The sequence below is a fragment of the Geobacter sp. genome (genome assembly GCA_009684525.1).
In the GTDB taxonomy this organism is placed as follows: Bacteria; Desulfobacterota; Desulfuromonadia; order Geobacterales; family DSM-12255; genus Geoanaerobacter.
Genome location: WKKR01000002.1, coordinates 877,189 through 903,287 on the forward strand (window position 1 = coordinate 877,189; position 26,099 = coordinate 903,287).

The 26,099-nt window shown below is 62.7% G+C and carries 30 protein-coding genes; 5 read left to right on the forward strand and 25 right to left on the reverse strand.

All coding sequences use genetic code 11. The features are described 5' to 3' along the window. Positions 1-15 precede the first annotated feature (15 nt). From GJT30_10045 to GJT30_10130, 18 genes are all read right to left on the reverse strand, one after another. Complete coding sequence (locus GJT30_10045) at positions 16-501, reverse strand: NADH-quinone oxidoreductase subunit J (protein ID MSM39946.1); 486 nt, start codon at positions 499-501, stop codon at positions 16-18. Between the two features lie 5 nt (positions 502-506). After that, the gene (nuoI, locus tag GJT30_10050) at positions 507-1,037 is read right to left on the reverse strand and encodes an NADH-quinone oxidoreductase subunit NuoI (GenBank protein MSM39947.1); all 531 of its coding nucleotides are present in this window, start codon (positions 1,035-1,037) and stop codon (positions 507-509) included. Between the two features lie 137 nt (positions 1,038-1,174). Continuing rightward, positions 1,175-2,449, reverse strand: a complete 1,275-nt coding sequence (locus GJT30_10055) for a hypothetical protein (protein ID MSM39948.1) — start codon at positions 2,447-2,449, stop codon at positions 1,175-1,177. Between the two features lie 129 nt (positions 2,450-2,578). Beyond that, complete coding sequence (locus GJT30_10060; protein ID MSM39949.1) at positions 2,579-3,001, reverse strand: ankyrin repeat domain-containing protein; 423 nt, start codon at positions 2,999-3,001, stop codon at positions 2,579-2,581. A gap of 101 nt (positions 3,002-3,102) precedes the next feature. Then, on the reverse strand, positions 3,103-4,086 hold the full coding sequence (nuoH, locus tag GJT30_10065) for an NADH-quinone oxidoreductase subunit NuoH (protein MSM39950.1): 984 nt from the start codon (positions 4,084-4,086) through the stop codon (positions 3,103-3,105). Between the two features lie 45 nt (positions 4,087-4,131). Further along, the gene (locus GJT30_10070; protein MSM39951.1) at positions 4,132-4,404 is read right to left on the reverse strand and encodes a hypothetical protein; all 273 of its coding nucleotides are present in this window, start codon (positions 4,402-4,404) and stop codon (positions 4,132-4,134) included. Then, positions 4,391-6,307, reverse strand: coding sequence for an NADH-quinone oxidoreductase subunit NuoG (nuoG, locus tag GJT30_10075; GenBank protein ID MSM39952.1), 1,917 nt, complete (start codon positions 6,305-6,307; stop codon positions 4,391-4,393). The genes GJT30_10070 and nuoG overlap by 14 nt, the downstream gene beginning before the upstream one ends. Positions 6,308-6,309: 2 nt before the next feature. Next, positions 6,310-7,197 (reverse strand): diguanylate cyclase, encoded by an 888-nt coding sequence (locus GJT30_10080; protein MSM39953.1) that lies wholly within the window; start codon positions 7,195-7,197, stop codon positions 6,310-6,312. After that, on the reverse strand, positions 7,194-7,733 hold the full coding sequence (locus tag GJT30_10085; protein MSM39954.1) for a 4-vinyl reductase: 540 nt from the start codon (positions 7,731-7,733) through the stop codon (positions 7,194-7,196). Before GJT30_10085 ends, GJT30_10080 begins: the two co-directional genes overlap by 4 nt. Further along, the gene (gene nuoF, locus GJT30_10090) at positions 7,723-9,021 is read right to left on the reverse strand and encodes an NADH-quinone oxidoreductase subunit NuoF (protein ID MSM39955.1); all 1,299 of its coding nucleotides are present in this window, start codon (positions 9,019-9,021) and stop codon (positions 7,723-7,725) included. The genes GJT30_10085 and nuoF overlap by 11 nt, the downstream gene beginning before the upstream one ends. Before the next feature lie 4 nt (positions 9,022-9,025). Continuing rightward, entirely contained in the window at positions 9,026-9,364 is a 339-nt protein-coding gene (locus GJT30_10095) for a DUF488 family protein (protein ID MSM39956.1), read from the reverse strand. 56 nt (positions 9,365-9,420) lie between these two features. Further along, the gene (locus GJT30_10100; GenBank protein MSM39957.1) at positions 9,421-9,756 is read right to left on the reverse strand and encodes a c-type cytochrome; all 336 of its coding nucleotides are present in this window, start codon (positions 9,754-9,756) and stop codon (positions 9,421-9,423) included. A 22-nt stretch (positions 9,757-9,778) separates the two neighbouring features. Further along, a complete protein-coding gene (nuoE, locus tag GJT30_10105) occupies positions 9,779-10,279 on the reverse strand; it encodes an NADH-quinone oxidoreductase subunit NuoE (GenBank protein ID MSM39958.1) in 501 nt (166 codons plus the stop codon). 169 nt (positions 10,280-10,448) lie between these two features. After that, positions 10,449-12,824: an NADH-quinone oxidoreductase subunit B/C/D gene (locus tag GJT30_10110; GenBank protein ID MSM39959.1), complete on the reverse strand. Its 2,376-nt coding sequence runs from the start codon at positions 12,822-12,824 to the stop codon at positions 10,449-10,451. 108 nt (positions 12,825-12,932) lie between these two features. Beyond that, a complete protein-coding gene (locus GJT30_10115) occupies positions 12,933-13,352 on the reverse strand; it encodes an NADH-quinone oxidoreductase subunit A (protein ID MSM39960.1) in 420 nt (139 codons plus the stop codon). A 13-nt stretch (positions 13,353-13,365) separates the two neighbouring features. Then, entirely contained in the window at positions 13,366-13,818 is a 453-nt protein-coding gene (locus GJT30_10120; GenBank protein ID MSM39961.1) for a thioredoxin fold domain-containing protein, read from the reverse strand. After that, on the reverse strand, positions 13,811-14,227 hold the full coding sequence (locus tag GJT30_10125) for a bacteriohemerythrin (GenBank protein MSM39962.1): 417 nt from the start codon (positions 14,225-14,227) through the stop codon (positions 13,811-13,813). Before GJT30_10125 ends, GJT30_10120 begins: the two co-directional genes overlap by 8 nt. 43 nt (positions 14,228-14,270) lie before the next feature. After that, positions 14,271-14,741, reverse strand: a complete 471-nt coding sequence (locus GJT30_10130) for a redoxin domain-containing protein (protein ID MSM39963.1) — start codon at positions 14,739-14,741, stop codon at positions 14,271-14,273. A 278-nt stretch (positions 14,742-15,019) separates the two neighbouring features. On the opposite strand from GJT30_10130, the gene GJT30_10135 reads away from it, so the two are divergent. Then, positions 15,020-15,781 carry a hypothetical protein gene (locus tag GJT30_10135; GenBank protein ID MSM39964.1) on the forward strand — a complete coding sequence of 254 codons (762 nt, stop codon included), beginning with the start codon at positions 15,020-15,022 and terminating at the stop codon, positions 15,779-15,781. Positions 15,782-16,069: 288 nt separating this feature from the next. On the opposite strand, the gene priA is transcribed toward GJT30_10135, so the two are convergent. The 5 genes from priA to GJT30_10160 form a co-directional block, all read right to left on the reverse strand. Next, entirely contained in the window at positions 16,070-18,328 is a 2,259-nt protein-coding gene (priA, locus tag GJT30_10140) for a primosomal protein N' (protein ID MSM39965.1), read from the reverse strand. Positions 18,329-18,437: 109 nt separating this feature from the next. Further along, positions 18,438-19,628 carry an MBL fold metallo-hydrolase gene (locus GJT30_10145; protein MSM39966.1) on the reverse strand — a complete coding sequence of 397 codons (1,191 nt, stop codon included), beginning with the start codon at positions 19,626-19,628 and terminating at the stop codon, positions 18,438-18,440. A 73-nt stretch (positions 19,629-19,701) separates the two neighbouring features. Then, a complete protein-coding gene (locus GJT30_10150; GenBank protein ID MSM39967.1) occupies positions 19,702-20,574 on the reverse strand; it encodes an Hsp33 family molecular chaperone HslO in 873 nt (290 codons plus the stop codon). Next, positions 20,571-21,101, reverse strand: a complete 531-nt coding sequence (locus GJT30_10155; protein ID MSM39968.1) for a hypothetical protein — start codon at positions 21,099-21,101, stop codon at positions 20,571-20,573. Before GJT30_10155 ends, GJT30_10150 begins: the two co-directional genes overlap by 4 nt. Before the next feature lie 19 nt (positions 21,102-21,120). Continuing rightward, on the reverse strand, positions 21,121-21,969 hold the full coding sequence (locus GJT30_10160; protein MSM39969.1) for a deoxyribonuclease IV: 849 nt from the start codon (positions 21,967-21,969) through the stop codon (positions 21,121-21,123). Positions 21,970-22,127: 158 nt separating this feature from the next. Here GJT30_10160 and GJT30_10165 point away from each other — a divergent pair, with 158 nt between their 5' ends. Beyond that, positions 22,128-22,835 carry a PEP-CTERM sorting domain-containing protein gene (locus GJT30_10165; GenBank protein MSM39970.1) on the forward strand — a complete coding sequence of 236 codons (708 nt, stop codon included), beginning with the start codon at positions 22,128-22,130 and terminating at the stop codon, positions 22,833-22,835. Positions 22,836-22,882: 47 nt separating this feature from the next. On the opposite strand, the gene GJT30_10170 is transcribed toward GJT30_10165, so the two are convergent. Both GJT30_10170 and GJT30_10175 read right to left on the reverse strand, forming a co-directional pair. Further along, complete coding sequence (locus tag GJT30_10170) at positions 22,883-23,317, reverse strand: HIT domain-containing protein (GenBank protein MSM39971.1); 435 nt, start codon at positions 23,315-23,317, stop codon at positions 22,883-22,885. Between the two features lie 248 nt (positions 23,318-23,565). Continuing rightward, the gene (locus GJT30_10175; protein MSM39972.1) at positions 23,566-24,411 is read right to left on the reverse strand and encodes a diaminopimelate epimerase; all 846 of its coding nucleotides are present in this window, start codon (positions 24,409-24,411) and stop codon (positions 23,566-23,568) included. Positions 24,412-24,559: 148 nt separating this feature from the next. Here GJT30_10175 and GJT30_10180 point away from each other — a divergent pair, with 148 nt between their 5' ends. From GJT30_10180 to larE, 3 genes are read left to right on the forward strand one after another with little or no spacing between them, the layout of a single operon-like run. Then, positions 24,560-24,769, forward strand: a complete 210-nt coding sequence (locus GJT30_10180; protein MSM39973.1) for a hypothetical protein — start codon at positions 24,560-24,562, stop codon at positions 24,767-24,769. A gap of 19 nt (positions 24,770-24,788) precedes the next feature. Next, positions 24,789-25,274 carry an Rrf2 family transcriptional regulator gene (locus GJT30_10185; GenBank protein MSM39974.1) on the forward strand — a complete coding sequence of 162 codons (486 nt, stop codon included), beginning with the start codon at positions 24,789-24,791 and terminating at the stop codon, positions 25,272-25,274. Further along, positions 25,271-26,083, forward strand: a complete 813-nt coding sequence (gene larE / locus GJT30_10190; protein MSM39975.1) for an ATP-dependent sacrificial sulfur transferase LarE — start codon at positions 25,271-25,273, stop codon at positions 26,081-26,083. Before GJT30_10185 ends, larE begins: the two co-directional genes overlap by 4 nt. The last annotated feature ends 16 nt before the right edge of the window (positions 26,084-26,099 follow it).

The following is a 26,099-nucleotide window of genomic DNA, read 5'->3' on the forward strand; positions in this document are numbered from 1 at the left end:
GCGTGGATTTTCCCCTCATCTGCGCCTCCCGAGGTAGAGCGCTCCGACGACTGCAAACAGCAGCTGCATGGAGATGATTTCCACTGCCACGCCGTAGCGGCTGAAGAGGGTGACGGCGAAGTCGTGGACCCCCATGCTGCCGGTGGTTGCCGGTTGGGCCGGCAGGTAGCTGCCCGCCAGGAGCAGCACCGAGCCGAGGATGATCCCGGCAAGGAGCAGGGCCGGCAGCCAGCGAGCCAGCGTCGGGCGGTGCCCCTTTTCCGGATGCCCCAGGTCGAGCATCATGATGACGAAGAGGAAGAGGACCATGACGGCGCCGGCGTAGATGATCACTTCGAAGACCGCCACCAGCGGGGCCAGCAGCAGGTAGAAGACCACGGCCAGGGCGAAGAACGAGGTGACCAGGTAGACGATGGCATGCACCGGGTGCTTCTCGGTGATGGCAAAGAGGGTGGCGATGACGGTGACTGCAGCCAGTATGTAGAAGAGGGCCTGTTCCATATCGATTAGGGCAAGAGCCCCCGCACGTCCACGGGCGGGCACTCCTCTGCCCCTTTGCCGCGCGGCTGGGCGATGCCGATGCCGGCGTGACGGTAGAAGTTGTAGCTTGCGTCCTTGCCGCAGCCGGCGATGAGCAGGTCTTCCTTTTCATAGACCAGGTCCATGATGTCGCGCTTGCAGATCTCGAAGTCCGGAGTCATCTGGATTGCCAGGGTGGGGCAGGCCTCGGCGCAGAGGCCGCAGAAGATGCAACGGGAGAAGTTGATCCGGAACCAGGCGGCAAAGCGCCGTCCGTCTTCCATCTCGGCCGCTTCCATGGAGATGCAGTCCACCGGGCAGGCAGCGGAGCAGAGATAACAGGCCACGCACCGCTCGCCGCCGTCCGGGTCGCGGGTGAGGACGATCCTGGCCCGATAGCGTGGATAGGGGGTCCGCTTCTCCTCGGGATACTGGATGGTCACCGGCCGGCGGAAGATATGCTTCCAGGTGGTGAACATGCCGACCGAGATGGCCTTGATGTCGCTGAAAATGTTCATGTCGGTCCGGATAAGGCATTCGATAGAAGTCCATCGCTGATCGGTCGGACCTCTATCGCCTGCTGTCTGCTGTTGTGGGATCAGTAGAAAAAATACCGGAGAATACCGATTTTGCAAGGGATGGCGGGCAATTTCGCTCAGCCGAAGCAGTAGACCTGCCTGCCGTCCTGGTAGAGCTCGATGGGGCCGTCCTGGGAGACCTTGATCACCTTGCCGAAGACCGATGCGGCGCTGGCAGCGGTGGTGCGCCCGCCGCCGGAGACCACCTCGCGGGCGTGGGAGGTGTCGATGATGAAGCCGGTCTCCAAGAGCTTGCCGGCCCGGTTGAAGACGGTCATGCCGTCTGCGGAGAGGATGCGGAGCAGGGTGCCGGCCTGCTTCAGCTCGGCGATGCTCCGTCCCTTGACCCGTTCGATGAGGAGCCTGCCGATATGGTCTTCTCCACCGACCGAACCCTTTTTCAGCTCGGCCAGCCGTCGCCCTCCCCTGGCATGCACCAGCACGACCGTGCCGAGACGGATCTTGGAAAGGGCGTAGACCGTCCAGATCAGGTCGTCGATGACCCCCGGATCGAGGCTCTCGCAGAGGAAGGTGCGGATGATGTCGGGATCGAATATGGCCCATCTCCCCTTGCGCCTGATCAGCAGCTTGTCCGGGTTGATCATCACCTCGATCTCGGCGGCGTCGTTGACCGTGACGGCAAAGGCGCCGGTGCCGGCATGCCTGACCAGGGAGAAGATCTCCCGGTGGGTCAGTTGCTCCACATCGGTCTGGACTATGGCGTTGCTGGTCCGGAGGATGCCGGTCACCTGCATCTGGATGTTGGCGATGAAGAAGAGATTGGTGCCGTCGATGAAGCGGTAGGTGAGCGGGTTGTCGAAAAAGGTGGCGGATACGGTCTGCTGCGGCTTCATGGGGAGCAGGGTGTGCATCCGCTGGCGTACCAGCCGGCGCAGTTCGGCGTGCGTGGTCCGGTGGACGATGAAGCCGGTGGTCGCCTGCTTTCCCTCGTAGCGCTGGTAGGAGAGGTTTTTCAGGAGCTGGATCAACTGCTGGATCGGCCAGAACCCCTTGCGCCGGTCGCCGCGGAGGAAGCGGGCCATGGTGATGTCCATGATGGAGGCGAGCAGGGCGGTGCGGAAATGGGCCGCGTACCCTTCCTGTCGGAAGCCGCTGTAGAGCGCGGAAAAGGCGGTCAAGAGCTCGCGGCAGAAGACCTCTTCAATGCGGGTGAAGGGGATCGCCTCGCGTCGGGCGAAGAAACAATAGGATTGACCATCAATGGAGATGGCTTCGAGGATAGTGGTCTCGCTCCCCTTTTCCTCGCAGGTGTCCGGGACCAGGTCCACCTCGGCGCCGCCGAGAAACGTCCGGATATTCCCTTTGATGGCATCGAACACGGCAAACGGCATGAGATCTCCATGGCCCGTCGTCAGCAGCGTTCATCGCCGCTCACTGCGGCATGTGGCTTACGTGCTTTTCGTGCAGAAGGCAGATATGGAAAGGGCAGGCCGTCAGGCCTGCCCTTTCAGGGGTTCCGATCAGGCCGTTGCTTCCTTGGGACGTTGCGCTTTTTTCAAAAGGGCCAGGGTAATGGGGTGATTGTTGTTTTCTGCATAGACCAGGGCGGTGTTGCCGACCCTGGTGCGGGCATGGGTGTCGGCGCCATTGACCAGCAGTGCCTGGACGGTGTGGTTGCAGCCATAGATCGCGGCGAACATCAGGGGGGTGTGACCGTCGCGGTCCCGTGCGTCGATTTCGGCGCCATGTTCGATCAGCAGTTTGACCACCTCGACATGACCGTTGGCGGCGGCGTAATGGAGAGCAGTCTTTCCCTTTTCACTGCGTGCATCCACTTCAGCTTCGCGTTTCAGGAGGTCTTTGACCCCCTCCAGGTCTCCGGTCTTGGCGGCCTCCATAAGCGGCGAGTGCCCATGCCTGTCCTTCATGTTGACATTCACCATCGTCCCGTCCCCCTTTCTGATCGTCTTCCCCGTTACAAATGCAGTGTCCATCGGCCTTCTCCTTTCCTTGCAGGTGTCAAAGAAAACGTGATGAGACCTCTCTACAGCAACTGCAGCCACCAACCGGTGACAAGTATATTAATCAAAGCTAAGGGAGTCAATACTTTCCAGCCGAGGTGCATCAACTGGTCGTAGCGCAGGCGTGGCAGCGTCCCCCGCATCCAGATGAAGACAAAGGCGAAGGCAAGCACCTTTATGATAAACCAGAGTGAGGGCGGAAGCAATGGCCCATGCCATCCGCCGAGAAAAAATGTTGCGGCCAGTCCCCCCAGCACGATGACGTTGATGTATTCACCGACGAAAAAGAGCCCGAAGCGCATGCCGGAGTATTCGGTGTGGAAGCCCGCCACCAGTTCTCCCTCGGCCTCGGGGATGTCGAAGGGTATCCGCTTGCACTCGGCAAGGATGCTGATGAAGAAGATGGCAAAGGCCAGGGGCTGGGTGAGGATGAACCAGTTGCCGCCGCCTTGCGCGGCGACGATGTCCGACAGCCGGAAGGAGCGGGCGAGCATCACCGTCGGCACCAGGGAGAGCCCCATGGAAAGCTCGTAGGAGATGAGCTGCGCCAGGCCGCGGATCGCGCCGAGCAGGGCGTACTTGGAGTTGGAGGCCCATCCCCCCAGGGCGACACCGTAGACGGCGATGGAGGAGAGGGCCATGAAGAAGAGGAGCCCCACATGCGGGTCAGCCACCTGCAGCGGTACGTCCTCACCCAGAAGGGTCAGGGGGGCGCCGAAGGGGATGACGCTGAAGATCATGATCGCCGGGATGGCGGCCATGGCCGGGGCGAGGTAGAAGAGCCACCTGTCGGCCCCGTCCGGCTTGACATCCTCCTTGGCGAGCATCTTGATCAGGTCGGCCAGCGGCTGCAGAAGCCCCAGCGGCCCGACCCGGTTCGGCCCCTTGCGGTCCTGGATCCAGGCAAGTACCTTCCGTTCGGCAAAGACCAGGTAGGCCGCCGCGGTGAGGATTGCAAAAAAGACCAGGCCGATCTTGGCCAGGATGAGCATGATTGAGATGTCCATGGGTTCCCGTGTTTCAGTGAGCTGCTGCAACCCTGGCGTGCCGGGTCACGGCTTTTTCTTCTGACCGACCGCCGGCTGTCCCCCTTCGGGCGGGCGGCATGTCCCGCAGGGGCGGTAGCCTTCTTTGCGGGCCGCGTCGGCATTGGCGAATTTCAGCCGGTTCTCGGGGAGGATCTTGGCTGCAAAGCGGCATGTCGGCAGATGATAGACCTGGGACTTGGCCGAACCCCAGAGTTCGGCCCATGCCGCCGTCTGCACGAGGAGCGACAGGGTGGCGGCAAGGATCAGTCGCCGGATGATCTGACTAGGAAATTTCATGGATGAGCCTCCCTTGTTCGGTTGTTTCCAGATCGCGCAGTTGTTCCCGGTTGCCGGTGAACGGGTCTGTTACATCATCTCCGAGCCGCTCCAGCAGGCTGACCAGCAGGTGCTGAGCCGAAAGCGGGAGGCTGCCGGGCGGTTCGAGACGATGGACCCGCGGCGGGTGCAGGGTCCCGTCCTGCGGTCCTGGGGATGGGGAGCGGTTGGGGATTCCCGGCGTCATGACCTGCCGGAAGCGCTGGGCCCGCCCCTCGTTGTTGATATAGGTGCCGTCCATCTCCACCCAGGCAGTGGTGGGGAGCACGACCTGTGCCTGCCGCACGGCCGGGGTCGGCAACCAGTCGGCAGCGGCCACGAAGGGGACCTCGGCCAGGAACTCTGCCGGGATGTCGGCCTCCAGAGCGAGAATCCCTTTCACCTTCCCCGAGGCTACTGCCTCGGCAAGGGTGGCAGTCCCGTGCTCTTTCGCCAGGAGCCCTGCGCCGAAGGCATTGGGGCCGGGCAGGAGGCATGCGACCTTGGCCTCGGTCCGGGCAAGCATTGCAATGGCGGCTGGGGCGTTGTTCCCGGTCCCGCAGATGACCACGGCCCGCTCGAATATCCCCAGCGGGACCTCTTCCAGGAAACTGAGTTCGATGGCTTCGACGGAGACGGACCGTGCCTGATCCAGCGGCGCGTGTTTCCCCACCAGGAAGACCGGGGCACCGTTGCGCCATGCCTGCCGGACCGCCAGAAGCATCATGGGCCCCTCATCCCGGAGATCTGATTCCAGGATGACGACACAGTCGGCCTGCCGCACGTCTGCCATGGAAGCGGCATTGCCTCCGGCCAGGAGGTCGACGACGGCTGCGACCCGCTCCCCTTCCTCCTGGTCGGCAAAGTAGCAGAGAACGCCCGCTCCGAGCAGGCCGGCCAGCCGGAGGAGGAGGGCGTTCCCCTCCAGTGCCAGCCGGGGGGAGCCGACGATTGCCAGGCTTTCCGGTCCGTACAGTTCTCCCAGCTCGGCGAGCCGCACCATGAGGGTGTCCAGGGCTGCCTGCCAGGAAACTTCCTCCCCGTCCACCAGCGGCATCCGTGGCCGCGCCGGGTCGTTCACGGTGGCATTGGAGAAACGGCCCCGGTCGCAGATGAACCAGCCGTTGACCGCGTCGTTGCGCCGTGCCATGGTCTTGAGGAGTTCCCGGTAACGGGCGGCCGGGGTGGTGTTGCACCCCAGGGAGCAGTGGGGGCAGACGGAGGGGGCCATCTGGTAGTCCCAGTAGCGGGCACGGAAGCGGGCGGTTTTGTCGGTGAAGACGCCGGTGGGGCAGATGTCCACCAGGTTGCCGCTGAAGGGGGATTCCAGGTCGCCGTCGGCAAAGCGGCCGTAGTAGACGCGGCCGGCGCTCCCCATGACCCCGAAGTCGGTCCCGCCCGCATATTCCTGGTAGAAGCGGACGCAGCGGTAGCACTGGATGCAGCGGTTCATCTCGTGCTGGATATGCGGCCCCAGGTTCTGGTTGCGGTGGGTCCGCTTTTTCCCCTGGTAGCGCCGGATGCCGTGCCCGCCCGCAACGGTGTAATCCTGCAGCAGGCATTCGCCCCCCTCGTCGCAGACCGGGCAGTCGTGGGGGTGGTTGAGCATCAGCCATTCGATGACGTTTCGGCGCATGGCCAGCGCCTCCTCGTCGGTGGTGGAGACCACCATGCCGTCCTGGGCCGGCAGCATGCACGACATCTGGAGCCCCTTCACCGGCCCGTCCAGGAGCTTCACCGCGCAGAGCCGGCAGGCTCCCACGTTTCCCAGGGCCGGGTGGGAACAGAAATGGGGGATCCAGATCCCGACGGTCTTGGCCGCCTCCAGCACGCTCGTGCCTGGGGGGACCTCCACCGATATCCGGTCGATGATCAGCCTTGGCATGTTTACAGTCCGCTCCGCGTCATGTTGTGCCTGCGGACCGCCTTGTCCTCGTACATCAGCCGGTCCGCCTGCTTGTGGGTCATGTCCAGGTCCCCGCGGCTCGTGGCAGTTGCCACCCCCAGCGACATGCCGAGGGGGAATTCCGGCTCGTCCGCGTTATGGGCCGCCTCTCCGTCCCTGATTCGTTCGATAACCCTGGCGGCTGCCTCCAGGTCGGCACCGGCGAGGATGATCGCGAATTCGTCGCCGCCGATGCGCGCCACCACGTCCTCGACCCTGACCGCTGACGTCAGTACCCGTGCTGCCTGCTGGATGAGGCGGTCGCCGGCGGCGTGGCCCCGGGTATCGTTGATCTCCTTGAGCCGGTCCAGGTCGACCACGATGATGCTGACCGGGAAGTGACGCCCCCGGTCCAGCCGCGCCAGCTCCTCGTTGAAATAGCAGCGGTTGTAGACGCTGGTCAGGGTGTCGTGGCTGCTCACGTAGCGCAGCTGTTCCTCTGCCTGCTGCTTGTCGCGCAGGGAGTCGATCAGCTTGTTGAAGGCGGCAGAGAAGCCGCCGAGAAAGTCGACCTGCTGGGTCAGATCACCCGCTGCGATCTGCTGGGTCTGCCAGGTCAGATGGCGCAGGGAGGAGTGGAGTTCCTTGAACGGCGCGACCAGCTGGTTGCGGGGGGGCGGCTCCTGATCCAGGTCTCCTGCTGCCAGCGCCATGAGAAACGGTCGTGCTTCGGAAAAGGCGAGAATCAGGCGGTCCACTGCCTCGGCCAACGCCCTGACCTCGACCGGATCTCCGCTGGTGGCCGCAACCGCCGAGGCAGGTTCTCCGCGGAGCAGGGCCGAGAGCTGCTCGGTCATGGCCCAGAGCAGTTCTTTCTCTGGCTCTGTCATGGGGTTTCCTCCCCAGCCGGTTTTGTGAGGAACCGGCAGGTCCGTTCGCCGGTGGCCCAGCAGTCGATCTCGCGGGCCGTGAACGGCCGTCCGGTATAGACACTGAAGATGCCGGCGATGAACCCCTCGTCGTATTCGCAGACCGTTTCGCCGATGATCGGCAGTCCGGAGCAATCCAGATCCTCGGAGACCGTCAGCACGAACTCCATGGCCTGGGCGTCGCTCTTCTCGATCCGCAGGATCCCGATCCCGAGGGTCTTCAACCGTTCCTGGAGCAGCGCGACAAAGGGGTTGAACGGGAGGGTCGTATCCAGCAGGTTGCGGCAGAACTCCTCGCCGGCCAGCTGCCCCGCCTCCCGCACGATCCGGCTTGCCTCGTCGCTGCCGTAGCGCTCGGTGAGCACGTCCCGCAGGGTGTACTGCATCAGGCGGTAGACCAGGATATTGGTGGTCGGCCCCAGGTTGGGCCGGGCCGTGGCCATGTCGCCCAGGTTTTCCCATTGAAACCGGCTCCGGCCGGCCCCTTCAGCGCCCATGGGCTTCTCCCGTCCGGTGCATCTTTCCTGCGAAAGGGCACCGCTTCTGGATGATGTGCTCCCGGATCTCTTCCTCGAAGAGCCTGAGCAGCCCCTCCACCGGCCCCATGGCTCCCGGTGCAAGGGCGCAGAACGCATAGTTCAGGTACTTCACATGCCCGGCAAGGATGGCGATGTCGTCCACGCTCCCCTCTCCGCGCTCGATCCTCGTCAGGATCTCCTGCACGAACGGCAGCCCTTCCCGGCAGGGGGTGCACCAGCCGCACGACTCCCTGGCATAGAAGGAGACCATGTTCAGGGTGGCGGCAACCATGCAGGTCTCCTGATCGAGCACCACGATGCCGCCGGTGCCGAGCCGGGAGCCGGCCCTGGCAACGGTGTCGAAATCCATCGGTACGTTGAAATGGTCGGCCGTGAGGTAGGGGGTCGAGGCGCCGCCGGGGATGCAGGCTTTGAAACGGCTCCCCGGACGCATGCCGCCGCAGGGCCCGTCGATGATGGCTCCCAGCGTCGTCCCCAGCGGCAGCTCGATACAGGCGGTGTTCCGCACATGGCCGCTGACGCAGAAGAGCTTGGTGCCGGCCGCCTCGGGGATGGCTGCCAGCCCCTTGAACCAGGCGGCACCCTTCGCGACGATATCCGGGATGTTGGCCAGGGTCTCCACGTTGTTCACCACCGTCGGCCCCCCCCAGAGCCCCTTTACTGCCGGGAACGGGGGCTTGGCGCGCGGATTGGCCCGTCTTCCTTCCAGGGCGTTCATCAGCGCCGTCTCCTCGCCGCAGATATAGCGACCGGCAGAGACGTGCAGATCGACCGTGCAGGAAAAGCCGCTCCCCAGGATGTTTTCACCAAGAAGCCCGGCCTGCTTCGCCTCGGCGATGGCCTGCCGCAGGTTGGCAGCCGCGGTCTCGTAGCCGCGACGGATGAAGATGAAGGCGTGGCTACAGCCGATGGCGTAGGAGGCGAGGACGATCCCCTCCACCAGCGAGTAGGGGTTGGCCTCCAGCAGGATGCGGTCCTTGTAGGTGCCGGGCTCCATCTCGTCGCAGTTGCAGATGAGCCAGCGCGGCCCCGGCAGGTCGCGGGGGACGAAGGACCATTTCTTGCCGGTGGGGAAACCGGCTCCGCCGCGTCCGCGCAGGTTGGAATCGATCACCACCTGCTGGACCTCGGCGGGCGCCATCTCCTTCAGCCCCTTTTCCAGGGCCAGAAAGCCGCCGCCGGCCCGGTACTCGGCAAAGGTGACAGGCCGGCCAGGCCTGTTATGTCGGAAGAGAACCTGTTCCACGTGGCTACTCGATAAGCTCCTTCAGGACTGTGGCATTGTTGTGCTCTTCATCTCTGGCGGCAAAGAGGAGCGTGACCGTACCGGTTGCCGCCAGACCCTTCAGTTTGGCGAGAATCTCCCCGTTTTCGGCGAGTTCCCGACGATACTGCTCTCGGAACTCCTCCCAGCGGCCCGGGTCGTGGCCGAACCACTGCCGCAGCCCGTCACTCGGGGCGATCTCCTTCAACCATTCGTCGAGCCGCGCCTCTGCCCGCGCCATCCCCCTGGGCCAGAGCCGGTCGACGAGGATTCTCGTCCCGTCCTCCGGAGCCGGTGGTTCGTATATCCGCTTGACCCTGATCATGGCATGTTCCGGCAAGAAGCGGGAAAGCGGCGACCGATGCCGGCCGCCGCAGCCTGCTACTTGAACTCCTTCAGGACGTACTCCGCAATCGCCTTGGCATCCTTGTCGCTGAGGTCCTTTTTCTCGAACTTGTTCATGCCCGGTCCGGGGTTGCGCATCTTGGCAACGATATCCTTCCAGCTCTTGATGCCGTTCGCTGCCAGGGAAGCTTTCTTGAGGGTCTTGGCCGGGTTGATGATGTTGCCGCCATCGTTATGGCACGAGGCGCAGTGGGTCTCGAACAGTTTCTCACCCTTTCCCTCTTTGTGCGTCTTCTTTTCGCTGGCCATACCGGTGGTTGCAAGTGCTGCCACGGCGAACAGGCAGGCTGCGAGTGAGAGCGTCTTCTTCATGGTGTATTCCTCCTTGTGCATTCTAATTTCCGGCTGTGCCGGTCTGGTGCAGGGCGTTTTTCCGCTCCTGGTCGATGATTGCGTCGATGGATTCGGGCGTGAGCCTGCCGTACAGGGTGTCCCCCACTATCATGGTCGGCCCTTCGCCGCAGTTCCCCAGGCAGCAGCAGGGGAGCAGGGTGAAGATGCCGTCGGCGGTGGTTTCTCCGGCCAGGACCCCCAGGCGCCGCGCCAGATGGGCGAGCATGGTCTCGCCTCCCATGGCCCAGCAGGAGATGGAGTCGCAGACATGGATCACCCGTTTCCCCACGGGCCGGCGATAGAGCATCTCGTAGAAGGTGGCCAGTTCGTCCACCTGCAGCGGCGAGAGGCCGAGCAGCCCGGCTGCCTCTTCCACCGCTTCGTCGGTCAGCCAGCCGTAGTGGGCCTGCAGCGTCTTCAGCACGTCCACCGCCGCCTCCCGCGGGGTGACGGCATGTGCGATGCGCCCGGCGAGCTCTGTTTTCAATGGTTCTGGAATCATGCAAAACCTTTTTCACCACGGAGTCACGGAGGCAGGGAGAGAATCGAAAAGAATGCTTCCCTGCCCTGTCCGGATCTTCATTCCCGTATGAACGATTCGAACTCATGGGGACAAAAACTTAACGAATGCTTTTTCTCCGTGTCTCCGTGCCTCTGTGGTGGATTCTGAATCACCGGTCAAGATCCGCCAAAACAAAATCCACCGATCCCAGTATGGCCAGGAAGTCCGCCACCAGCCAGCCCCGGCTCATGAGGGGGAGGGCCTGGATGTGGGGGAAGCTGGGGGTCTTGATCCGGACCCGGTACGGGACGTTGAGGCCGTCGGAGACCACGAAGTAGCCGTTCTCCCCCTTGGGCGCCTCGATGGCGCTGTAGTTCTCCCCTGCCGGCGGCGCCATCCCCCTGGTGGCGTTGACGAAGTGGTGGATCAGCGATTCGATGTCGTGCAGCGTATCCCGCTTCTGCGGCAGCACAAAGCGGTAATCGTCGGTCATCCAGCGGCCGGCGGGCATCTCCTTCCAGCACTGACGCACGATATGGAGCGACTGGCGGATCTCCTCCATCCTGACCCGGTAGCGGGCCCAGCAGTCCCCGGCCGTTTCCGTCGGTACCTCGAAATGGAAGTGCTGGTAGCCGTTGTACGGGATCTTCTTCCGCAGGTCCCACTCCAGGCCGCAGGCCCGCAGGTTGGGACCGGAAAGCCCCCATTCCATGGCCTCGTCCCTGGTGATGACTCCTACCCCCTGCAGCCTGGCCTTGAAGATCGGGTTCCCCTTGAGCAGATCCTCGTACTCCTTGAGCCGGGCCGGCATCCAGTCGAGGAAATCCCTTACCGGAACGTCCCAGCCGTCGGGGAGATCCTCGGCCACGCCGCCGATCCGGAACCATGCCGGGTGCATCCTGCCGCCGGTGATCATCTCCACGATGTCGAAGATCTTTTCCCGGTCGGTGAAGGTGTAGAAGACCGGGGTCATGGCCCCCACGTCGGCGGCAAAGGTGCCGAGCCAGACCAGGTGGCTGGCGATGCGGAAGAGCTCGGCCAGCATCACCCGGATCGTGATGGCCCGGTCCGGGACCGCGATGGAGCAGAGCCGCTCCACGCTATTCACGTAGGCCAGGTTGTTCTGCACCCCGGCAAGGTAGTCGATCCGGTCGGTGTAGGGGATGAACTGGTTCCAGTGCTGGCGTTCGCCGATCTTCTCCGCCCCCCGATGGTGGTAGCCGATGTCCGAGTCCATATCCACGATCTCTTCCCCATCCAGCTTGAGGATGCAGCGGATGATGCCGTGGGTTCCCGGATGCTGGGGGCCGAGGTTGAGGATAAGGGTCTCCTCGTCGATTTTTTCGAAGAAATCGCCTGCCGGCAGGGCCTGGCGACTGCGGGCGTCCGCCTCGGTGTAGGGGGTCATCTCGGTGGCGCGGAAGGGGTGAGCCTTCCGGAGTGGATGACCCTCCCAGTCGTGCGGCATCAGGATGCGGCGCAGGTTCGGGTGGCCGCTGAAGCGGATGCCGAACATGTCGAAGGCCTCCCGCTCGTACCAGTTGGCAGCCGGGAAGACGCCGGTCACGCTCGGGACCTCGGGATCGCTCCCTGCCAGTTCGGTCTTGATCCGGAGATGGCCGGGGATGTCGAAGTTGAGGAGGTGATAGTTGGCGGTGAAGTCAGGGTAGCGGTCGCGCTCTTGCCGGCAGGAGTCGTCGACGCAGGCGATGTCCTCCAGCCTCTTGAACGGCGCGCTGCTGCGGTTTTTCAGGTAGCTGAGCACCTCCGGCACCAGTTCCGCCGGCGCCCGGTAGGTGAGCATGTCCGTGGCAGCATCGTCCCGCTTCACCCGGTGGTCGAAGGCCAGCTCCAGCTCGCCGGCCAGGCCGAAATCGGGGTAGTCGTGGCGCTTGGCCGGCGGCCGCCACATCTCGTTGGAACGGGGCATCCAGAATTTGGGGTGTTGCACCGAGGTCCCGCGGATGGCGCTCCCTTCCAGGCCCGGACCCCGCGGATCGCGTGACTTGGAGACGCCGTCCGCCAGAACCGGCGTCACGGTCCCCTGGGTGCCGCCGGCAAGGTGGAGCACCGGCCGGGCCGGCCGCTCGCCGGTCCGGATCTTTTCCTGCAGCAGCATCAATCCCTGCAGGAACGCCTCCGGCCGGGGGGGGCAGCCGGGGACGTAGACATCCACCGGGATGATCTGGTTGACCCCCTGGACCACGCTGTAGACGTCGTACATGCCGCCGGAATTGGCGCAGCTCCCCATGGAGATCACCCAGCGGGGCTCGGCCATCTGCTCGTAGAGGCGCAGGATCTGCGGCGCCATCTTCTTGAAGACCGTGCCGGCGATCACCATCAGGTCCGCTTCCCGCGGGGTGCCGCGCAGGACCTCGGCGCCGAAGCGGGAGATGTCGTAGCGGGAGGTGAAGGAGGTCATCATCTCGACGAAACAGCAGGAAAGCCCGAAGAACATCGGCCAGAGCGAGTTGGCCCGTCCCCAGTTGATCATGTCATCAAGGGTGGCAAGGATTATGTTCTGCGGAAGTTCATTCTCCGCCATGAGCAGTACTCCTGAGTTTTGAGAAACGCGAATTTTTTGTCAGATCAAGGCGAGCGAGCAATGGCGCGGAGGCGTAGCAAGGCTACGCCGCACAAGGCATTGTAAAGCTCAACGCCGAGCTGGCGGAAAAGGCGCGTTTCTCTCCCGCGAAGGTCCCCATTCCAGCCCCCCTTTGACCCACAACCAGACCAGCCCAAGGAGCAGCACCACGATGAAAAAGGTGATGTGGATCAGCCCGGCGATGCCGAGCCGGTCCCAGGCCACGGCCCAGGTGAAGATGAAGGCCGCCTCCACGTCGAAGACGATGAAGAAGATCGCCACCAGGTAGAAGGGGACCGGGTAGGCGAGACGGGCCGATCCGGTGGGGATGACCCCCGATTCGTAGGGGAGCCCCTTGTTCCGGTTGCTTCGCTTTGCACCGAGCCACCATGCGGCCAGGAGCAGGATGCCGATCAGGCCGACGGCAATGGCCGTGTAGATGCCGAGGGGAAGCAGCTCGGGAAATGTGGAAACAGCGTCAGTCGGCATGGGACCTCGATCTTCAGCGGGCAAGTGCCCGGTTCAGCCAGGCGATCAGCGCCTGGAGGGAGAGTGCCCCGCTGGTGCTCTCCACCACGCTCCCGTTGCGGATGAGCACCAGCGCCGGTACCCCCCTGATGCCGTAACGGCTTGCCGTTTCAGGACTTTCGTCGATATTCACCTGTACCACCGCGGCCCTGCCGGCAAAGATTCTCGCAACGTCCCGCACCACCGGTGCGAAGGTCTGGCAGTGCGGTCACCAGGGTGCCCAAAACTCCGCCAGTATCGGGCCGCGATAGGCGGCGGCGAAGTCGGCGAAGGTACGGTCGCCCAGGGCCAGCGGGCTGGTATGGAGCGCCGGGAGCGGCTGGCGGCAGTTGCCGCACCGTCCGCTTTTCCCTTCACTTGCCGCCGGTACCCTGTTGGCTGTCCCGCACGACGGGCAGGTCACCAGGTAGGTGTCTCGCTCAGGCATGGCGTTTCCCGCGGGCGGCGATGTGCGCGCCGATTTTCTTGTCCATGACGGCTATATGGTTCACCAGCCAGTCCAGGAGCATGGTGTTGGTTGTGATGATGACCGAGAGCGAGGCGCCGTCCCCGTGCAGGTCCCGCTTGAGCTGGCCGAGCTTGTCGACAAAGCCTCGGTGTGCCACGCGGTGGGTCGGGTAGTCGGGGAAGTCGTAGGCTACCTGCAGCCGCTCTTCGTCGCGAAAATGGGTCTGTACGTATTCATCGAGGAAGGAGAGGAGATGGCCGATCTCTTCCTTGCCCAGGCCGTTGTTGCAGGCTTCGAGCAGTTTGTCGAAGCGCCTGAAGAGTTCCTTGTGCTGTTCGTCGATTTCGTTGACACCGATTGCCAGGTTGTTGTCCCATTCCAGTCTCATGTTTCCTGCGTCTCCTGCCTGTGAAGTATGATGCGGAAGGCTCTCAGCTCCCCTGTTGCTGCAGCCATGCCAGCACTGCAGCGGGATGGCTCTCCGCCTTGGCCACCCGGGGCCACTGTTTCATCACCATGCCGTCAGGGCCGATCACCACGGTGGAGCGGATGGTCCCCATGCTCTTCTTGCCGTACTGCACCTTTTCGCCAAAGGCGCCGTATGCCGTCATCATGGCGGCGCCGGGGTCGGAGAGCAGGGTGAAGGGGAGGCCGAAGGTGCGGATGAACTTGTCGTGCGAGGCGAGGCTGTCGCGGCTCACGCCGAGGAGCACGATTCCTTTTCCGGCCAGTTCGCCGTGCAGGTCGCGGAAGCCGCAGGCCTCCTTGGTGCAGCCCGGTGTGTTGTCCCTGGGATAAAAATAGATGACCACGGTCTTTCCCGCATACTCCTGCAGCGAATGTTCGGCGCCGTCGCTCCCGGCAAGCGTGAAGTCCGGTGCGCGTTTCCCTTCCAGTGACATGATCCCTCCCGGTTGATGCGGCATGACAGGGCCTGACGCCCAGGTTTTAATGATACCTCGTTTTCGGAAAATGTTAAGGGGGGAAGCGGCCGGGGTCTGGATGAAACGCAAAGGGATGCTATACTTCGTGGCAATACACCGCCCAGCGGTATCACACGATGACCAGGAAGCATATCATGATGCAACGGCAGTCAAGAGTAATCCCCTCTGTTTTGTTCTGTCTGGCAGTCGCCTGTGCCGCCCCCCTTGTTGCTGCCGAAACTCCGGAACCGGCCGGCATGAAGTCCGGAGAAGCTGCGCCGTCCCCGCCTGCCGATCAAGAGCGCCAGGCCGTGGAACAGACCTTGCGCCGGGCTCTGGAGCGGGCCGAAGGGGAAAAGGCCGAACTGGAAAAGAAGGTCCGCGAGAGCAGCGAACGTGAACGCCTGCTGCAGCAGCAGACCGAGCGGCTTGTTGCCGAGAAGGCGGCCCTGGAGAAGAGCTGTTCCCCGAAGGGTGAGGGGCAGGCTGTTGCGGCGAAAAAGGTTGAAGCCGGACCGAAAAAAAAGGCCGTCCATCGGAAAAGGCGGCATCATCCGGCAGTGGCCGCCGCTGACAACGAAAAAACGGCTCAGGCAGCAGTGAAAAAGGGCGGCAAGACTTCGAAGAAAAAACGCACGGCTGCGACAAAAGGGACTGGGCGGGTTACCGCATCGTCGGGCCCCCGGTTGTCGGCCAAGGCCATACAGGCCATCCTGAAAGGGAACCGCGATTTCTCGGGCAAGAACCTGAGCGGGGCAAACCTGGCCGGTCTGAACTTGATCGGGGTCAACATGAAGGGAGCGAACCTCTCCGGCGCCAACCTGCAGCAGGCCGATCTGCAGGAGGCCAACCTGGAGCGGGCCAACCTGCGCAATGCCAATCTCTCCATGGCGAGTCTGCGGCTTGCCAACGTGAATGCCGCCCGCTTTGACGGCGCAGCCCTGGGTGGCGCCATCTGGAGCGACGGCCGCACCTGCGGTCCCGGTTCCACCGGGACCTGTCTCGATACCCTCCCCTGATTCCCAGTGACTGACCAGCATACGGAGCCCGGCCGATCCGGGCTCCTATCCCAGGCTGTTTCGCTGTAACTTCCACCGGTATAGCCCCGTAAAACTGGTAGTTAGTTTCCATCCGGAAACTCCGGATGAAAAACTACCGACCGGTTCCCGGATCGGAAAGGAGGGATTTTTCGTCCTGGCAAGGAAATCAAGGGATTGCGCGGAGGCGTAGCAGCGCTACGCCGCACAAGGAATCCCGCGGATTGACGCCGCCAGGGCGGAAAAGAACCCTTTCCGGACGGGAACTAGTCAGAGCATATCCACCGGATCGATATCGATGGAGAGCCGCACCGTGGCCGGGACAACGCATGCCTCCCTGAAGGAGCGGAGCAGACGGTGCAGGTCGCTTCGCTGCCTCGATTTCAGAAGGATCTGCCAACGATGGCGTCCGCGCAGCATCGTCAACGGGGCTGGTGCAGGGCCGAGGATCGTCACCCGCACGGCCTTGGCCCGTTTCAGGCGGGAGAGCTCGTCGGCGACCCTGTGCGCCGTCTCCTCCACGGTCCGGGCGGCCGTAGCGGAGAGCTCGATGGCAGCAAGAAAGGCAAAGGGGGGGTAGTCGAGTTCAGAGCGAAAGGCGAGCTCGGCATCGTAGAACCCCGGATAGTCGTGGGCCAGGGCATGGGTGAGGGCGTAGTGCTCCGGGGCCAGGGTCTGGACCAGCACCCGTCCCGGCTGGTCGCCGCGGCCCGCCCGGCCGATGACCTGGGTGATCAATTGGAAGGTCCGCTCGGCGCTGCGGAAATCGGGTAGGTTGAGGGCCGCATCGGCAGAGACCACCCCGACCAGGGTGACGCCGGGGAAGTCGTGCCCTTTGGCCACCATCTGGGTGCCGATCAGGATGTCGATGCTGCCCGCCTCGACCTGGCGGATGATCCGGTCATGCCCCCCCTTGCCGGAGGTGGTGTCCCGGTCCATGCGGATGACCCTGGCCTCGGGGAAGAGCTGGCGGATCTCCTCTTCGAGCCGTTCCGTGCCAAGACCGAGATGGACGATCTCCCCCCCGCCGCAGCCGGGGCAGACGCTGGGGGCCGGGATGGAGTAGTCGCAGTAGTGGCAGTAGTGCCGGCTCTTGCGGCGATGGTGGGTCAGGGTGACGGCGCAGTTGGGGCAGCGGAAGACGTGGCCGCACGCCTCGCAGACCAGGTAGGTGGCGTAGCCGCGCCGGTTGAGAAAGAGGAGCGTCTGGCCGCCTTTGGCCAGGTTGGCGGCCATGGCTTCCTTGAGCAGCGGGGTGAGCGGGTCTTTCCTTGTGCCGCGACAGTCGACCAGGACGGTTTCGGGGAGCGGCAGGTCGCGGACCCGGCCGGGGAGCGGCAGGTAGCCGAGTTTGCCGCTCTTTGCGGCATGATAAGTGGCGATCTGCGGGGTGGCACTCCCGAGGACGACGCAGGCCCCGTCCTTCCTGCCGCGGATCAGCGCCAGGTCCCTGGCGTTGTAGCGGAAGCCTTCTCCCTGCTTGTAGGACCCCTCGTGCTCCTCGTCGACAATGATCATGCCGATCCGCTCCAGCGGGGCGAAGATGGCCGAGCGGGCGCCGATGACGATCTCTACCTCGCCCCGCCGGATGCGGCGCCATTCGTCGAACCGCTCGCCTGCGGAGAGCCCGCTGTGGAGCACGGCAATGCCGTCGCCGAAACGGCAGCGGAATCGCCGCACCAGCTGGGGGGTGAGCCCGATCTCCGGGACCAGGACCAGAGCCCGTCTCCCTTGGGCCAGGCAATAGGCGATGGATTGGAGATAGACCTCGGTCTTGCCGCTGCCGGTGACGCCGTGCAGGAGAAACGGGGCGAACAGACGGCGATCCAGGGCCGCGGTGAGGAGCCTTACCGCCTCTCCCTGTGCATCGGTCAGCGCCAGAGGCTCGTCCCTGGTCTGGACCTCTTCGCGGAACGGGTCACGGTAGACCTCGCGCTCCTCGCAGGTTATGAAGCCCGCTTGCACGAGCTGTCGCAGGCCCGCCGCATCGATGCCGGTCTCCCGCCGCAAGAGCGTTGCCGGAGCTTCCCCGGCCGAGCGGAGGAATTCCATGACCGCGAGCTTTCTGCCGCGCAGCCGTGCCGTATCTCCCTGTCGGTCGTCGGGCCGGTAGAAGCGCTCCCTGCAGATGCTGCGCCCCCCTACCAGGACCTCTTCCGTGACCGTGGTCCCGTCGATGGTGATCGACTGTTGCTTTTTCCCGGTCAGGTTGATGCCGGCAGGCAGGGCCGCCCTGATCACCTCACCCAAGGGGTGGAGGTAGTAGTCGGCGGCCCAGCGGAAGAATTCCAGTTCCCCGGCGGTGAAGAGGGGGTAGCTGTCCAGGAGGGCGATGATTTCTTTAAGCTCAGCGGGGGGATGGGTTGTGAAGCCGATGACGTAGGCGGTGAGGGTGCGGCGGCCGAAGGGGACCAGGACGCGCATTCCCGGCAGGATGCCCGTTATCCCGTCGGGGACCCGGTAGCTGTAGGTCGCCTCCAGCGGGAGCGGGACAACGACGTCGACGATGAGGGGAGAGGTTTCGGGCATGACCGAATCATAATGCCCCAAATCCGGGGAACAGGAAAGGGTGAAAAGAGAAACGCGGAAGAAGCAGGTACCTTCCGCGTTTCAGTCGCAACAGGATCAGGCAGCGGGATCAGGCATTGACCACCAGTTCGTCGGCAATGGCCTTGCCCAGCTCTTCGCACTGCTTCAGTATCTCGGCCCGAGGGTTGAAGGGGGCGCGGACAAAAGGGACCGGCAGCTTGAAGTTGAGCCCCTTGAGGCGGTCCTCCACCATCTTGCAGGCCTCGCCGCTCCAGCCGTAGCTGCCGAAGGCCGCGCCGATGTTGGTCTTGAGCTTCACCGTCGAAAGATAGGCGAGTACGTCCCACATCGGCTTCGGGATGTCGCGGTTAATGGTCGGGGTCCCGAATATCAGGGCATCCGCCTCTTCCAGGTGGTCGCGGATCTCGCTGGCCGAGAGGTGGTTGATGTGGTAGATCCCTACCTCGATCCCCGGAAGCGCCGCCCCCCTGGCCACGGCCTGGGCCATCTTTTCCGTGTTGCCGTGGGGGGAAAGGTAGAGGATCGCCACCTTTTTCGGGCCGGCCACCGGTTTGGCCCACTCTTCGTAGAATGCGACGTAGCGGCCGGGATCGGTCCTGATGACCGGGCCGTGGCTCGGGCAGATCATGACGATCCGCTCGTTCCTGATCTTGTTAATGGCGGAGATCACCTTGTCCTTGAACGGCCGAACGATGCAGTCGAAGTAGAAATGCATGTCCGGGGTGAAGTCGTGCAATTCGTCGTTGAAGAGCGAATCGCCGCTGTAGTGGGTGCCGAAGGCGTCGCAGGTGAAGAGGAGCCCCTCTTCTTCCAGCAGGGTGAACATGGTGTCGGGCCAGTGGAGATAGGGGGCCATGATGAAGCGGAGCCTGGCGCCCCCCAGGTCGATGGTGTCGCCGTCCTTCACCACCTGGCACGGGAACTCCCGGTGCACCAGGTTGCCCAGGAAGGTCTTCGCCGCCTGGGTGGAAACGACCGTGGCCGCAGGGTACTGTTCCAGCATGGCGGCCAACGAACCCGAATGGTCGGGCTCGGCATGATTGACGATGATGTAGTCGACCTTTTCCTTCCCCACCAGCGACTTTACCTTGGCGAGAAACTCTTCCGACCGCTTTTCCTTGACCGTGTCGATGACCGCGATCTTGTCCTTTCCCCGGATCAGGTAGGAGTTGTAGGAGGTCCCCCGCTCGGTGGGGAAAAGATCGTCGAAGATGCGCAGTTCAGGGTCCACGGAACCGATCCAGTGGACGTTCGGCTTGATTTCGATGGTATCTTTCATGGGTAAGCTCCTTGCTCGATTTCTTGGATGTCCCAAATAATACCAAATTAGTCCTTTTTGGCAAGGGCTAAATTCAGATACTGTCGAGAAGCCGCTCCAGGTCAGAGCGGTCGAAATGGTAGCGTTCCCGGCAGAATTCGCAGGTCACCTCGGTCTCTCCCTGCTTTTCCAACAGTTCTGCCAGGTCCCGTTTTCCCAGGGAGAGCAGCACTCGTTCGATCCGCTCGCGGCTGCAGGAGCAGACGAATGCCAGAGCCCGCTTTTCCAGGACGGTGTAGGGGATGCCGGCAAAGAGCTTCGCCAGCAGGTCTTCGGGGGTGGTCCCCTGTCGGAGCAGGGTTGTGAGGGGGGGGAGTTCGGCGATTCGCTGCATCAGGCGCTCCACCACCGCATCGTCGGAGGGGGGGAGGGCCTGGATCAGGAAGCCGCCGGCAGCGGAGACGCTGTTGTCCGGTTCGACAAAGACCCCCAGTCCCACTGCCGACGGGATCTGCTCCGATTCGGTCAGATACTGGGCCAGGTCCTCGCCGATCTCGCTGGTCGCCAGGGGGACGATCCCCTTGTATGGCTCCTTGAGCCCCAGGTCCTTGGTGATGGTGAGAAGCCCGGCCTTGCCCAGTGCTCCGGCCACATCCAGGCGTCCTTCCGAGTCCTCCATATGGACGGCGGGGACCCTGACGGAGCCGCGCACGGCGCCGTTGGCGTCGGCTTCCACCAGGAGCTTTTGCAGCGGACCGTTCCCTTCGAAGGAGAGCGCCACCCGCTGGCCGGTCTTGAGCAGGGCTCCCATCAGGGTGCCGCCGGTAAGCGCCCGCCCGAGCGCCACTGCCGCCGTCGGCCAGGCACCGTGGCGTTGGCAGGCCTCGTTTACCAGGGCCGTGGTGACACAGGCCAGAGCCCGGACCGAACCGTTTTCGGTGATGATGCGGACCAGGTAGTCGTTCACAGGCAGAACCCCAGTCGCCCCACCAGCTCCCCTTCACGAAGGATCAGTTCCTTGATGGTGAGGAAATCGGCGACCTTTATCCCCTTGACCCGGTATTCCAGCAGCTCGGCAATGCGGGGTATGCGCGCCAGGTCGCAGGCGACCAGGCCACCGTGATAGTCGAGAAACGGTACCCGGCCGATGATCCGCTCGTTCACCCAGTTCAGGTCCAGGGGGCGCACCTCTTGCAGCTGCAGGTAGATCCGTTTACCCATTCTGCCGAACTCGATCCCCTGGATGCCGAAGCGGGTGGCAAAGGAGATGGCGGGGAGCAGGCGCTTTTTCACGGTCCCGCTCAGTTCGCCGTGGCCGTTGCAAAAACGGAGGGAGAGGCCACGGATGTCATCGTCACCGGCAGAGCTCAGAAATTCGCGGTGGACATATTCCTCGGTGATGCGGAACTCTCCCCTGGTCAGCAGCTCTTTCATCTGCTGGTCGCGGATCAGGTCGGCCATGCCGGACTGTTTCAGTCGGTCGAAGATGCTCATCTCTGTACGCTCCCGGTTTTCAGGCCTGCAGGTCCCGCAGTACCTTCAGGTTTACGGCATCCATCTCGTCGTTGTCCCCCTTGGCGGTTTCCAGGACCTTGGGGATGGTGGCAAAACGGGGGTCATTCATGAGAAAGCGGAACGGCTCCAGCCCCATGGCCCCCTGACCGATATGCTCGTGGCGGTCGACCCGGCAGCCGAGCCCCTTCTTGGAATCGTTGATATGGAAACAGCTAAGGCGTTCCAGGCCGATGATCCGGTCGAATTCCGCCCAGACCCGTTCGTAGCTGTCGCGGCTGGTGAGGTCGTAGCCGGCAGCAAAGGTGTGGCAGGTGTCGAAGCAGATCCCGAAGCGGTCAGGGAAGGCAGAGCCGTCGATGATTGCCCGCAGCTGTTCGAAGGAATACCCCAGGTTGGTCCCCTGGCCGGCAGTGGTTTCGAGCAGGATGCGGCCGGTAAACTCGGGGGTTTCGGCGATCAGCAGGTCGAACGCCTCGCAGATCCTCCTGATACCGGTCTCTTCGCCGTCTCCCAGGTGCGAGCCCGGATGCATGACGATCTTGGCGATTCCCAGCCGGGCTGAGCGCACCATCTCTTCCCTGAAACCTGCCAGGCTTTTGTCACGAATCTCGCCCGGTGCGGCTGCCAGGTTGATCAGGTAGATGTCGTGGCTGACCACCTCGTGCAGTCCCGATTGGGCGAATGCCTCGCGGAACAGGGCGGCGTCGGCATCTGAAGGCATCTTTCCCCGCCACTGGCTGGCGTTCTGGGTAAATATCTGTATGACGCCGCAACCGGCCTTTATCCCCCGCTCTGCCGCAAGATGAAGACCGCCGCTGATGGACATGTGGGCACCGAGATAATCCATGGGATCTCCTTTGCTGATGGGAAGTAACCGTGCAATCTGTAAAGAAAAGCACTATCCATTGTCGGAAAGTTTTACATCTTTGGCGTTACCATGGCCAATATATGGATATGGCAATACGGATATCAACAGGTTAAGGGCTTGGCCCACTATTTGAATATATGAAAAGAAATTACTTTAATTGTCATCAGGAGGATACCGTGAAAAAGTTTGCCGTGATCATTGCGTTTGCGGTTGCCCTGTCGAGCCTGGCATCTGCAGCCCAGGCACTGACCTACAGCGAAACCTTCCTCGGCGCAAAGCAGGATAGCAACTATTTCGATGTTTGGGAAGGATGGAAAGCGCAGTTCGCCTTCAACCTGACTGCGCCCGGAGATACGGCCACGCTGTTCAACAACCACAATCAGGTCGTGGCAACCCGTAACCCGACCACCGACGGTTCCGGGTTCATTGCCGGTTCCAGCATCAATGCCGCACGGCTCAATCTGACCTTTTCCTCCAGCGATGCGGCATACGAACAGGTGACGATCCGGAGCGGCATCTATGACGGCACTACGCTGCTGGCACAGAGGTCCTATACGCTCGGCAACTGCCTGACCGAAATCTTCGGCATCTACAAGTATGCCGATCTGTCCATCGACCTTCTGGATCTCGGGCTTGCCAGCTTCCTGGATGACGGCAAATTCGTCACCACCGTCCTGGCGCTGGATTTCTCATCCTGCTCGGCACCGCTCAACGATTTCAGGATCCAGCAGGCCAACCTCTGCGTGGATGCCGACCAGCCTGCCCCTGTCCCCGAGCCGGGCACCATGCTGCTCTTGGGATTCGGCCTGACCGGACTCGGTCTCTACCGGAGGTTCAGGAAGTAACGTCATGCCTCCGAAGCAGGTGGTGGAATCAAAAGAACGGCACCTTTTCAGGCGCCGTTTTTTTGTTGCGTTTCCAGCAGGGTGCGGATGATACCGATCCGCTTCCGGTACTGCTCTGCCGAGAGGATGACCGGCTCATGGGGTTCGCTCCAGATGGGGCGGGGCCAGAGCGGGTCGTCGGTAAAGCGGGGCACCAGATGCCAGTGCATGTGTGGCACCATGTTTCCCAGCAGTTCGTAGTTGATCTTGGCCGGGGAGAAGGCGTTGTAGAGTGCCGCGGCGACGACGTTTACCTCTTCCATGACCGCCGAGCGGACCTGCGGGGAGAGGTGGAACAGCTCGGTGACGTGAGATCTGGTAAAGACGAAGGTGTAGCCGGGGAAAAACTGGTCCTGGTTGAGAAGGACGAAGCAGTGCTTGAACTCCGCTATGTGCAGCTCCGGCTCGTCGTCCCATTTTGTGCACATCGGGCAGTCAGGCATAGTGTCCTCTCCGGATGAAGAAAAAGCCCTGATGCCGAAGGCCTGAGGGCTTGATACAGGATTTCTCGCAGGTTGTTTGAAAAACTCAGGTTGTTCAAAAACGCTCAGATCGTCGCACCCACAGAAAGCCCCGCGGAGGCGTAGTACCCACAGGGCATAAACAGCGCTACGCCGCACAAGGCAGCTTTCGAGGACAGCGGCGAGATGGCTGCTTTTAGCTCCGCTGAAACTTCGTTTTCAACAACCTGTCAGAGCCGGGTGAGGTCGATCTCTCCGGAGAAAACCTCGGTGGCCGGGCCGGTCATGAAGACGGGGCCAGCTTCGCTCCATTCCAGCTCAAGGTCGCCACCCGACAGATGATTTAGTATCCGCCGTTCGGTGAGGCCATTGAGGAAAGCAGCCACACAGACCGCGCTGGCGCCGGTTCCGCAGGCAAGCGTCTCGCCTGCGCCCCGTTCCCAGGTCCGCTGGCGGACTTCCGTGCGGGAGAGGACCTGGACGAACTCCACATTGGTGCGCCGTGGGAACATTTCGTGGTTTTCGATGAGCGGGCCGTATTTTTCCACCTGGAAATGCTCCACGTCGTCGACGAAGATGACGCAGTGGGGGTTGCCCATGGAGGCGCAGGTGATGCTGAAGGTGGTGTGGAGGATGTTGAGCGGCTGCCCGACCACCTGCTCCCCGGCTTCGCCCAGCATCGGTATCTCGGCGCGGGTGAGGCGAGGCGCTCCCATGTTGACCCTGACCCTGTCCACCCTGTTGTCCGTGCCGGTATAGAGCTGCAGGGTAAGGATGCCTGCCCCGGTCTCGGCCGTGATCTCCTTCTTGGTGACGATGCCGTGATCGAACGCGTATTTGGCCACGCACCGGATGCCGTTGCCGCACATCTCCGACTCTGAGCCGTCGGAGTTGAACATACGCATCCGTACGTCGGCCTTGTCCGAAGGCATGATCAGGATCAAGCCGTCGGAACCAATGCCGAAGTTGCGGTTGGAGACCTTGATGGCGACTTCGGGGGGATCGGCGACCTGCTCCTGAAAGCAGTTCACATAGACATAATCGTTGCCCGCACCGTGCATCTTGGTGAATTTCATCGGAAAGCTCCTCTAGAGTGGCGAAGTTGACACGCTCTTTTCATAGCAGAAATGGATCGGCCCAACAAGTAAAATCAGGTGCTGCTTGACCGGAGACGCCCATTCGGGTATTATCCGCAGGCAATTTTGATTCCCGCGGAGGTTTGTAGTGGAACTTAAGAACAAGGTTTGGATGACCGGTAACTTGGAGTGGTTCACCTATATTGGCGAAGAAGAGGTCTTTCTGGGCCGCCGCGAGGTGCCTATGCCGCTGGATGAGGGTGATCGCTGGATCAATGATTTTGGTGATGTCTTTCAGGTGATCGACGGGGAGATCAAGCTTATAGAGCGAGTCGATCCACCCGAGAAATGCTGGTAATACCCAAGGAGGGGGCTTTATGCGGTTGTCCACGAAGAGTCGTTACGGGTTGCGGGCTGTCTGCGACATTGCCTTTTACGCAGCCAACCGGCCGGTTCAGATCCAGGATATCGCCAACCGTCAGGATATCTCTCCCCGGTATCTGGAGCAGATTTTCCAGAGCCTGAAGCGGGCAGGTATCCTCAAAAGCAAGCGGGGGCCGCAGGGGGGGTATCTCCTGGCCAGAACCCTGAATGAGATCTCGGTCAGGGACGTGGTGGCTGCCACCGAGGGGGACCTGCTCCTGGTTGACTGCGGGAAAAAGAAAAACGGGCGGAAGAGAAGCGTCTGTGCCCTGGATGGCAAGTGCGTCACTCAGACCGTCTGGTGCGAGGCGACTGCCAAGCTCGAAGAGCTGTTCTCGGGCATCAGCCTGGAGAACCTCTGTGAGCGGGGAGAGGCGATGGGGCTGGAAAAGGACGCCGCGGCCATTCCCCGCAAGGGATCGCGGAAGTGCGGTAAATGACCCTGTTGTCCGACAAGCATGCCCGTTTGCGGGAGATACTTGCAGAGATGGAATCGGCACTGATCGCCTTTTCCGGAGGGGTGGACTCGACGCTTTTGGCAAAGGTCGCCTTTGATGTCCTGGGGGAGCGGGCCTGCGCCATTACCGCGACCTCGCCGACCTATCCGGAGTCGGAATTCCGGGAGGCGGTCAGCCTGGCGGAGGGCATCGGCATCAGGCAGGTGGTGGTGGAGTCCAATGAGCTTGAGATCCCCGGTTTTGCCGCAAACCCGAAGGATCGCTGTTATCACTGCAAGAAAGAACTGTTCCTGATCTGCCGGGCCAAGGCCGAAGAGTTCGGTTTTGCCGGCATCTGCGACGGCACCACCGTCGACGACTTGGGGGATTACCGTCCCGGCCGGCAGGCAGCAGGCGAGCTTGCCGTACGCAGCCCTCTGTTGGAGGCAGGATTTACCAAGGACGAGGTAAGGCTCCTGAGTCGGGAGCTGGGGCTTCCCACCTGGGACAAACAGGCCTATGCCTGCCTGGCGAGCCGTTTTCCCTACGGCGAGGAGATCACTGCCGCCAAACTGCGGATGGTCGAGGTCTGCGAGGAATATCTCAAAGCATCGGGTTTTCGCACCTACCGGGTACGGTACCACGGCGATACCGCGCGTATCGAGCTTTCTCCGGAGGAGATCGGGCGGATGCTCGATGTTGAGCTCCGCCGGCAGGTGGTGGCTCTCTTCAGGAAGGCAGGGTTCAGGTTTGTTGCACTGGACCTGGAGGGGTATCGAACCGGGAGCATGAACGAGGCGACGGTCGGCTAGCAGCAGGCCGCCACGC